Below are 9932 nucleotides of genomic sequence, written 5' to 3' on the forward strand. Positions count from 1 at the left end.
AGTCCTCGTTTATTAACGACCAATGAAAATTACGAGAATAATTATTTTTCATTCTTCCCGTCCGCACACATCACGTATAAGTTAAAGAAGAAATTAGAGTTAACAGCCTCTTATTCGAGAAGAATAAATAGACCGAATTCAAGGAACTTAAATCCCTTCCCGAATTATTCAGATCCCTTGAATTTAAGAGTTGGAAACCCGGCTTTGAATCCAGAATACATTAATTCTTATGAAGTAGGTGTTTTACAAGATTGGAAGAAATTGAATTTTTCGTCAACTGCTTACTTTAGACATACTACAGATGTGATTCAACGTATTAAAGAATTTTACGATGATGGTACTAGTGCGGTTAAGTTTGTGAATTTAAGTGAGAAATACAATTACGGTATTGAAATGGTAGGGGTATACAGACCATTTAAAATTTGGAAAAATATTATTTCTTTCAATGCCTACGGTACACAGTACAAAGACAATTCTGTTCAAAATGTTACTAATAATGCTGGTTTTAGCTGGAATGTGAAATTGAACTCTACTATAGATTTATTTAAAAACACAACTACTGTGCAGTTAACTACTTCTTACGTAGCGAAGCGTATTACAGCTCAAGGATACATTCAACCAAAAAGAGGTATAGATATTTCTGTAAATCGCAGATTTTTTGACAAGAAATTAACCCTTGGTTTACAATTACAAGATGTCTTTAATAATAAAGGTTTTGTGATTTGGATAGACCAACCAGATGTTCAACAATATTCAGAGTATAAGTGGCAAAGTAGAAGATTGCGTTTCAATATTTCTTACAAGTTTGGTAAGCTTGAAATGTCAAGAGGAAAAGACATGCCTACTGGAGGTGGTGAAGGTTTCGACTTTTAACAAAACCAAACGAATATGAATTAGATCTCAACACCCGCGTTTTAAATGCGGGTGTGTCGTATTTATTCGAATCATCTTTTTATTTTTGCTGGAAATTATTTAGAGAGTATGGCAACAAAAATAGGAGTCCTAAGAGAGGGAAAGGTACCACCAGATAAGCGAGTGGCCTTAACACCAAAGAAATGTGTTGAAGTAATGGAGCGTTTTAAAGACGTAGAAGTTGTAGTTCAACCCAGTTCTATTAGGGCTTTTAAAGATGAAGACTATACAGCTCTAGGAGTGAAACTTCAAGAAGATCTTTCAGATTGTGATGTGATTTTTGGTGTGAAAGAGGTAAACAAAGAAGATTTGATACCTAACAAACACTTCTTTTTCTTTTCACACACCTACAAGAAGCAGCCTTACAATAGAGCCTTGTTAAATGCAATCTTAGATAAAAAGATTCAGTTAACAGACTATGAGGTACTCACAGACGAAAACAACATGCGTTTGATTGGTTTTGGTAGATATGCTGGAATTGTGGGAGCGTATAATGGTTTTAGGACCTTTGGTTTAAAACATAAGCTTTACGATTTAAAACCGGCGAATCAATGCTTTGATAGAGCAGAGATGGAAGGTGAGTTAGCAAAAGTAAACTTACCGAACAATATGAAAATCGTTCTTACGGGTTACGGTAGAGTTGGATACGGAGCGAGAGAAATCATGGCTTTGTTACCGATTAAAGAAGTAAGCTCAGAAGAGTTTTTAAATAATGAATTTACAGAACCTGTATTCACACAGTTAAATGTAGATGAGTACAACGCAAAGGCTGATGGTTCTGAGTTTGATAAGCATGCTTTCTACAAAGATGGTAGTGGACACGTAAGTACTTTCCCAAGATACTTGGCACATGCTCACATGTACATTGCTTGTCATTACTATCACGTAAGCGCGCCTTTCTTATTTACGAGAGAGGATATGAAGAATGAAGATGTAGTTACAAGTGTAGTTGCTGATATTTCTTGTGATATTGACGGTCCTGTAGCTTCAACAATACGTCCATCTACAATTGCAGATCCTATTTATGGCTACAATCCTGAAACGGAGCAAGAGGTAGACTTCATGGATGAGGATGCTGTAGCGGTTATGGCTGTAGATAACTTGCCATGTGAATTGCCAAGAGATGCTTCAGAAGACTTCGGGAAAGAATTAATGAAGGCTATTTTACCTGCTCTATTAGAAGAAGACCCAACTGATATTATTGGTAGAGGTTCCGAAACTACGAAAGAGGGCAAGTTAACAGAGAAATTCGCTTACTTAGAAGCTTACGTAAAAGGCGAAGAGTAAGATTTTAAATATTTAGAGAAGTCCTCAGCTTTGCTTGGGGACTTTTTTTATGCGCAAATTTTCGGTTTTTAACTTGACCAATAAAGGAGGAAACTTATCTTTACTCTTATGCAAAAACTGATTACCGAAATTCCTTTGATTTGGGGTGCCTTGTGGATAGCGTTGAGTTTTCTACTGAGTTTATGGTACTACAGAAAAAAAGATTGGTTGTCAGATCTATCCAGAGGTTTAGTAATCCTTATGCTATCACTTCGTTTTTTAGCATTATCTCTTTTGGGGATACTGGTTTTGGGCATCATGTATGCCTCAGAAGAAGAAAGGGTAGAGCATCCCATTTTAATCAATATTGTAGATGATTCTCAGTCGATGTTGAATTACAAGGATAGTTCGACGGTAAAGGAGAGTATCAATGCGTATCAAGCAACAATTACAGAGAAATTTGGCCATGATTACGAAATTTTAAATTTCTACGGAAGTCGCTTACAAGAGGAGCAAGCTTATGCTTTTGAAAATCAAAAGAGTGATTTAAGCGCCTATTTTGAAGGGGTATACGAAAAGTATTATCAGCGAAACATAGGTGGGATAATTTTCTATTCTGATGGTAATTTCAATGCTGGAATTAATCCAATATACAGTGCTGAAAAAATAAAACTTACGCCTGTATTCACGGTAGGTGTAGGAGATACAATAGAGAAAACAGATCAACTCATTCGCGAGGTATTGGCCAATGACATTGCTTTCCTGAACAATCAATTTCAGGTTTCAGTCAATGTTGAAGCACGCAAATTGAAAGGAAAAAGAGTAGCCTTGAACATCTATAAAGGTGAAAAGCGTATAGGGCAAGAGTTTATCAGTTATGAGAAAGACGGTTTAACGAGTCAGAAGGTAGATTTCACGCTTAATGCAGATCAAATTGGATACCAACACTACAGGGTGGAATTAACCCGTGTAGAGGAGGAGTATAACCTTAAAAATAACTTCTATGATTTTTATGTAGAGGTAATGGATGGAAGAAATAAGGTGCTGTTGACCAGTAATGCACCGCATCCAGATTTGGGAGCTATTAAAAATGCATTATCCGATAATGATAACCTCAGTGTAGATGCGAAAGTAATTGATAAGGTTGAGGGAGCATTGAACAACTATGACCTTATTGTTCTACACGATCCAGGAACCTTGTCTTCTGAGAAATTGACAGAGATAATGGCCACGAATAAACCTGTGCTATTCATATTAGGAACGCAAAGTGGTGATGAGGTAATCAATGATTTACCTATAGGACTTAAAACTCGTCTGGGAAATCAATTGGATGATGTTCAGGGAGCGGTAAATAAGTCTTTCTCTAGTTTTGTGATAGATGATGAGTTAGCTCAAACCTTGGCTCAATTTCCCCCCTTACAAGTTAAATATGGAAATATGCTTCCTGCCAACAATACTGATGTTGCTATATATCAAAGTTTGGGGAATGTAGCCACTAAGAAACCTTTGTTGTTCTTTAATGAAAGTAACGGGGTAAAATATGGGACGATAGCAGGTGAAGGAATTTGGAGGTGGAAAATTGCTGATTTTGCTAGAAATAATTCTACCAAGCATTTCAATAGTTTGATGGATAAGATTACCCAATATTTAGTATTGAAAAAGGATGCCTCTAATTTAAGAGTGAAGTTAGCCCGATCGAATTCCACATTAGAAGATGTTCGAATTCAAGCAGAATTTTATAATGACAATTTAGAACGGGTTACTGCAGCAGATATTCAATTTGTACTCAAGAAAGGGGAGGAAGAGAATGTATATGACTTCGCGAAAACAGCAGAAGCATATCATTTGAATTTAGGTAAACTACCTGCCGGACAATATACCTGGAAGGCACAGGCAACATTCAATGGTAAAAGCTTTGAAAAACAAGGGGAATTAGTAGTGAATGCAGTAATCAAAGAAGATTTAGATACGAAAGCAAACCACTTGCTGTTGCAACAAATTGCGGCAAATTCTCAAGGGAAATTCTTCACGCTAGGTCAACAAGAAGCTTTAGTAAATGAACTGAGTAAAAGAGGGGATATCACACCAATTACCTATACGCGTTCAACGTATAAAGATTTGATAGATTTCATAGGACTATTTGTTCTTGTGGTTGCTTTACTAACAGTAGAATGGTTCTTGAGAAGATATAACGGCGCATATTAGGCATAAAAAAAAGGACCATCAAATTGAGGTCCTTATATCTCCTATGGATTTTTGCTTATCTACACCAAGAAACGCGAACCTTCTTATTTTTCATTTTTTGATTATCCACTTTTTCTTTCACTTTATTGGCGTGTGAGCTCAATACACTCACATAAGTAAAATTGTCTTTAAGTGTGATTTTACCCAATTCTTTATTAGTTATTTCTCCTGTTTTACAGAAAAAACCAACAACATCCATTTTTCTAATTTTATTCTTTTTACCCAGGGGCAAGTATAGGGTAGAGTACGGAGCAAAAATTTCTGCTTCTTGTGCTTCTTCTTTCAACTCCTCAATACCTTGTAGGAAATCAGGGATACCTTTACTCTCATCTAGCAAGTAGTATACATCTCCCGATTTGTTCATCCTTCCTGTTCTACCATTTCTGTGCGTGTCTGCATTGTTCTTCAGACTATCATTCTGAATGGGTAGTTGGTAGTGAATTACCTCCTCGATATCGTCTATATCTATACCACGTGCACCTAAATCTGTACAAATCATAATTGTGGTGCTACCGTGTTCAAATTTTATCAACTCTCTTTCGCGCTCACGTTGATCCATTCCTCCGTGGAACAAACTACATGGGAATTCTAGAAGGTGAAAATATTTGTAAACCATTTCAGCACGTTCCCTGTGTGTAGTGAAGATGATTTTCTTCTTTTCGGGATGGAGTAGGGCAATGTTTCTCAAGGCTTCTAATTTGTCCTCGTGTTCATACATTACCAAATGCTTGTAAATTTTAGGTTTATTTCCTTCTGTATAATCTTTAGTTTCAAAGGTGTATTGATTGATGAAACTTGGAATTTCTTCAATTTGAGTTGCTGAGTTTAATATGATTTTCTTCCAGTGATCTTGGTAACTCACTATTTGCCCCAATTCATTGTGGAAGCCAATTTCGAGCATTTTGTCGTATTCGTCCAAGATAAGCATGTCGAATTCAACATCCTGTAAAGCTCCTCGATCCATGTGGTCCAAAAGTCTACCAGGTGTAGCAATTACCAAATTTACTCCCTCAGCAAGTTGGTTTTCCTCACGTTTAAATTCATTTCCACCGTAAATAGCAAGGGAACTGTATTCAACCCTACTTTGCTTGATTACATCATTGATTTGTATCGCTAACTCCCTGGTTGGTGTTAGCACTAAAATCTTTGCATTCGGATGTTTTTGAAGGTGTAAAAGCGCTCTGATAACAAAGGCAATCGTTTTACCTGAACCCGTAGGAGAGATGACGATTTGATAGTTGGAAGTACTCTTCCATGCATCTTCTTGAAGCGCTGTATATTGTTGAATGGAAAACCTTTGTAAAAGTTCTTTTTTTAAATTCATGAAAATAGTTTGCGCCAAAAACGCGGACTACTTTGTACAAGTGTACACAAAAGCCGGAGGCAGATTTAACGCCGTAAACTTGATGTGCATTTCTTTGAAGTAGTGTGTAATATCGTTTTTAGCCTGTAATGAATATTGAAATTGTATGTATTTACCTTTTTTCTTCAGGTTTTTATAACTCGTGCTTAGAATAGATTTCGTTAATTCATCAGAGAAATTGGCCAAGGGTAAAGATGAGATTACCACATCGGCGTATTCCACACCGTGAGCATTTAAATGTTGTGCTAAATTTTCTGCACTGTCGTGAATGAGTATTACACGAGGATCATTGAGTTGGTTCTTTAAATTATTGTAAAAATCGTCGTTGAGTTCAAATACAAAAAGCTTTGCATCCTCATTTAAATTCTCTAATAATCTGCGGGTAAAAACTCCAGTTCCAGGTCCTAATTCTACAATGGCAGAACAATTTTGAAAATCAATTCCTTCAAGCATTTTTTTGGCGAGGAAACGTGAGCTTGGACTCACAGCACCAACCATTTTTTTTTCTTTTAAATACTGCTTCAGGAAATTGGGTTTCTTCTTCAAAATTTTAAATGTCTTTGTAAGCTAATTTACCATTATTGATGATAGCTACAACATTTCCATTTAATTTTTTATTCAAAAATGGCGAATTTTGTGATTTTGATAAATTCGTATCAGCATTCAGCGTAGTTTCCCCACTAGTGCTGTATACCGTAAGATCAGCATACGCATCTTTTTCAATAGAATTTACATTTAATCCTAAAATTTCACGTGCTCCTTTGCTCAATTTTTCAACTACTAAATCAATTTTTTCTGGGGCAGTTGTATTTAAGGATGCAAATAAAGTTTGAAGGGTGATAGCACCGTACGAAGCATTGTCGAATTCAACATCTTTCTCTTCTTTGTCGTGTGGTCTATGATCCGCAACAATGGCATCAATAGTTCCTTCTTCTAAACCTATCCAAAGTGCTTCTCTATCACTTTCTCTTCGGTAAGGAGGTCTCACTTTATGGTTAGAATCAAATCCAAGAACGGCAGTTTCATTAAAGATTAAATGATTTGCGTGTACGTCAGCAGTAACATTCAAGCCTTTTGCTTTCGCCTCTTTAATTAACTCCACACTTTCTGCACAGGATACTCCCGTTACGTGTAATCTTCCTTCTGTATATTCTAATAAACGTAAGTCTCTTCTTAACTGAATAGTTTCAGAAATCGTAGGATTTGCCTTTAAACCTGTTTTAGTTGAAGCTTCACCTTCATTCACCATTCCTTCTCCTGATAAACTTGGATCTTTAGGGAAAGCCATAACCGTTGCACCAAAGTTTTTAGTGTACAATAAGGCTCTGTACATAATTCCAGAATTCACAGATAACAGATCATCAGAGAATACACGTACACCGTTTTGGTACATGTCGTACATTTCTGATAAGTTTTCTCCTTTATGGTTTTCTGTAATTGTTCCTAAAGGATGAAGAGAAACTACATTCCCGTTGGCTTTTGCTTTTACATATTCTACTTGACTCTTACCTGAAATTGAAGGAGTAGTAGAAGGCAGTAAACCTAAGTGGGTATATCCACCGGCAGCTGCAGTTTGTAATCCTGTAAAAATATCGTCTTTATGTTCCTCTCCTGGATCGCAGAAGGTACTTTTCATATCTACCCAACCTTGAGAAACACATAAGTTTTCTCCAGCAATACTCAAAGCTTCATCATCTGTAATGCTTTTCTCAATGTTAACCACACGATCATTTTCTATTAAAAGATCTACTACTTGATTGTGAAAAGATGATGCTTGATCTTTTACTGTAACGGCTTTGAGTAATATTTTCATTTTTCCTCTTTTTATATAAGGGTGAAACAAGGTTTAAACGACGAATTATTTGAAGATTTTCGTACGAATAACGATCATTTCTAAGATTAAAAAAACTAGCGACAAAAATAATAGAATTCGCCAGTATGTTTGCGGTTTTTCTAAATCTAATTGTGCGATTTCTTCTGCGTTAACGATGCTACTCGTATTCACTTTAGTTGCGCCTTTTGCTTTGAGCTGAATTTCAATTTGTTCTAGGTTTGCAATTTCTAAATTAGATTCCAAACGGTTGTAATTAAGGGCCAATCTTCCCAATTCCTTTTCTTGTTGAATGCTGTATATACCATCACTTAGGGTTTGTTGTACGGCCCTGTTATCCAAACTCAATTCAACAAAGTTATTGTCGCGTATAGCTGGAGGAATGAAGTCAATTTCATTTTTAAGTAAATGTATAGCCGTTTCATTTTGGTTTTCCAATCGCATTCTGTAAACAGAACTTTCACCAAGTGTACTAAACATAGGGTTACTACGCTGCGACAATTCACCCATTCTCAACAAAAAAGTAGAAAATAAACTGTGAGAAATAAGTTTACTGTATTCCTTTTGAAGGGGCGCAGCGAAGAGATATACTTTGTTGGCACCTCTGCTTCTAACAAAGTAAGGTGTGTTGTTTTGGAAACCGAGTAGGTCAATGGCGTTGAAGGCTGTATTTGAAATCAATGGGTAATATTGAAAAACTTCTGGCAGTGAAATGTTGTTTGGTTTTTGTTGGAAAACTCCATCGAAAAAGTTGTCTCCTAGATTGATGCTTGTTACTGCTAAATCATTCTCTTTCAAGGGACCCAAATTTGGCATTTTAAGGGTGGAAAGCAATTGGTTATATTGTTGCGTATTTATGTTTGTTCCAGGTATAATACAAAGAGATCCACCTTGTTTGACATAATCAGTTAATAATGCGATTTGACCAGTACTAATGGTGTTGAGACCATTGAAAACCACTAAGTCTGCTGCTAGAACATCTTCACGTTGCATTTGATTTTCTAATACAGATCTGTACTTGTAATAATCATCGGTGTCATAAACCCACGCTGGGTTTTCTAAAGAGTTACTTGTGTTTACAATTAAAACTTGATTTTCATTTCTCACCGTGTAGGCGAAATAAAATCTATCATCGAAATATACCTGTTGATCATTTACTTCAACGTAACCAGATTTTTCTCCAGCCGCATTGTCTGTATAATTAAAGATTTTAGTTGTGCTTTCCTTTGCGTTTACATCTACAAGCATATTTCTGGAATACTCACCAATTACCAGTTTTAGCTCTACATTTTTAAGGTCAGTTTCTCCCTTATTGTTGATGCGTACATTGAGCTCATTGTTGCGGTTTATTTTTCTCAATGGACTACTAAACCAAACAGAGTCTATATAAATATTCTCTTTGTTCTGTGCTTGTAATTGAATGAGTTGATATGCTGTTGAACTATCTGGACTTACGTTTTGTAAAGTGCTTTGATTTTCTTGGAAGTCAGAAAGTACAATGAGTTGATTGTGGCCTTCCGCATTTTTCTGTTGAATAATTTCGCCATGTAAACTAATAACGTCTTCTAAAACTTTGCGTTCAGGGATGAGGCGAATATTATCTACCTTATCAAGTGCATCTTGTTTATTAATAACTCGACGTTCAATGCCACTTAAACTATTGGTTAGTATAAGGAATTCTGTATTGGGTTTAGATTCGCTTATAATGGATTTTGCCGATTCTTTTGCTTCACTGAGTAACTCACCTTGCATACCCATAGCCTGCATAGAAAAGGAATTGTCTATATAAATTCCTTGAACGGAGGATTTGTTATTGACCACATTTTCTTGAAGGGGGATATAAGGTTGAGCAAAGGCCAATACCAAACAGATAAAAGCCAAGCATCTTAGTAAAAGAATGATGAAATGCTTGAGTTTTTGCGTACTTCTGGTTTTTTCTTCTACATTTTTAAGGAAACGCAAACTTGAAAAATACAAGGTTTTATAGCGTCTAAAATTGAATAAATGTATGATGATAGGTAGGGCTAAAACGCCTAGTGCATAAAGAAAAGCCGGGTTCGCAAATTTCATGTTACCAAAGATAATTTTTTTGACGAATTACAGCTGTCATACTTCGATAAACTACTCTGCTTAAAACTTATCAAAAGCACCTAGTCCAAACAGGGCGTAGTCATATTTTACAGGATCCGTTTTATCGAATTTTCTCAAATTGGTCATGAGCTCTTCCAGTGCGGTCCAGTCGTTTTGTTTTCTTTTTAATAAACCTAGTTTTCGGGCAACATTCCCGGTGTGAACATCAAGTGGAAGCATGAGTTC

At 36.1% G+C, this 9932-nt stretch carries 8 protein-coding genes; 3 read left to right on the forward strand and 5 right to left on the reverse strand.

Annotated features, from left to right (window positions below; translation table 11 throughout):
• The 3 genes from R3333_RS09065 to R3333_RS09075 all read left to right on the forward strand — a co-directional run.
• Window positions 1-873, forward strand: an 873-nt coding sequence (locus R3333_RS09065; RefSeq protein WP_318958470.1) for an outer membrane beta-barrel family protein, incomplete at its 5' end; no start/stop codon positions are given.
• A 108-nt stretch (window positions 874-981) separates the two neighbouring features.
• Complete coding sequence (locus tag R3333_RS09070; RefSeq protein WP_318958471.1) at window positions 982-2199, forward strand: NAD(P)-dependent oxidoreductase; 1218 nt, start codon at window positions 982-984, stop codon at window positions 2197-2199.
• Between the two features lie 108 nt (window positions 2200-2307).
• Window positions 2308-4383 (forward strand): hypothetical protein, encoded by a 2076-nt coding sequence (locus R3333_RS09075; protein ID WP_318958472.1) that lies wholly within the window; start codon window positions 2308-2310, stop codon window positions 4381-4383.
• Window positions 4384-4438: 55 nt separating this feature from the next.
• On the opposite strand, the gene R3333_RS09080 is transcribed toward R3333_RS09075, so the two are convergent.
• The 5 genes from R3333_RS09080 to R3333_RS09100 form a co-directional block, all read right to left on the reverse strand.
• Window positions 4439-5746 carry a DEAD/DEAH box helicase gene (locus R3333_RS09080; RefSeq protein ID WP_318958473.1) on the reverse strand — a complete coding sequence of 436 codons (1308 nt, stop codon included), beginning with the start codon at window positions 5744-5746 and terminating at the stop codon, window positions 4439-4441.
• 27 nt (window positions 5747-5773) lie between these two features.
• A complete protein-coding gene (locus R3333_RS09085) occupies window positions 5774-6283 on the reverse strand; it encodes a class I SAM-dependent methyltransferase (protein ID WP_318958477.1) in 510 nt (169 codons plus the stop codon).
• Window positions 6284-6335: 52 nt separating this feature from the next.
• Window positions 6336-7598: a dihydroorotase gene (locus R3333_RS09090; RefSeq protein WP_318958474.1), complete on the reverse strand. Its 1263-nt coding sequence runs from the start codon at window positions 7596-7598 to the stop codon at window positions 6336-6338.
• Between the two features lie 45 nt (window positions 7599-7643).
• On the reverse strand, window positions 7644-9686 hold the full coding sequence (locus tag R3333_RS09095; RefSeq protein WP_318958475.1) for a BatA domain-containing protein: 2043 nt from the start codon (window positions 9684-9686) through the stop codon (window positions 7644-7646).
• A 60-nt stretch (window positions 9687-9746) separates the two neighbouring features.
• Window positions 9747-9932: DUF2400 family protein (locus R3333_RS09100; RefSeq protein WP_318958476.1), on the reverse strand; the 186-nt coding region annotated here is incomplete at its 5' end.

Origin of the sequence: Lishizhenia sp., from assembly GCF_033720595.1 — a bacterium.
In the GTDB taxonomy this organism is placed as follows: domain Bacteria; phylum Bacteroidota; class Bacteroidia; order Flavobacteriales_D; family Crocinitomicaceae; genus Lishizhenia.

Excerpts from the sequence above, each read along its gene's own strand:
- R3333_RS09095 (WP_318958475.1), bottom strand. The coding sequence starts at position 9,686 with ATGAAATTTGCGAACCCGGCTTTTCTTTATGCACTAGGCGTTTTAGCC.
- R3333_RS09070 (WP_318958471.1), top strand. The coding sequence starts at position 982 with ATGGCAACAAAAATAGGAGTCCTAAGAGAGGGAAAGGTACCACCAGAT.
- R3333_RS09085 (WP_318958477.1), bottom strand. The coding sequence starts at position 6,283 with ATGGTTGGTGCTGTGAGTCCAAGCTCACGTTTCCTCGCCAAAAAAATG.
- R3333_RS09080 (WP_318958473.1), bottom strand. The coding sequence starts at position 5,746 with ATGAATTTAAAAAAAGAACTTTTACAAAGGTTTTCCATTCAACAATAT.
- R3333_RS09090 (WP_318958474.1), bottom strand. The coding sequence starts at position 7,598 with ATGAAAATATTACTCAAAGCCGTTACAGTAAAAGATCAAGCATCATCT.
- R3333_RS09075 (WP_318958472.1), top strand. The coding sequence starts at position 2,308 with ATGCAAAAACTGATTACCGAAATTCCTTTGATTTGGGGTGCCTTGTGG.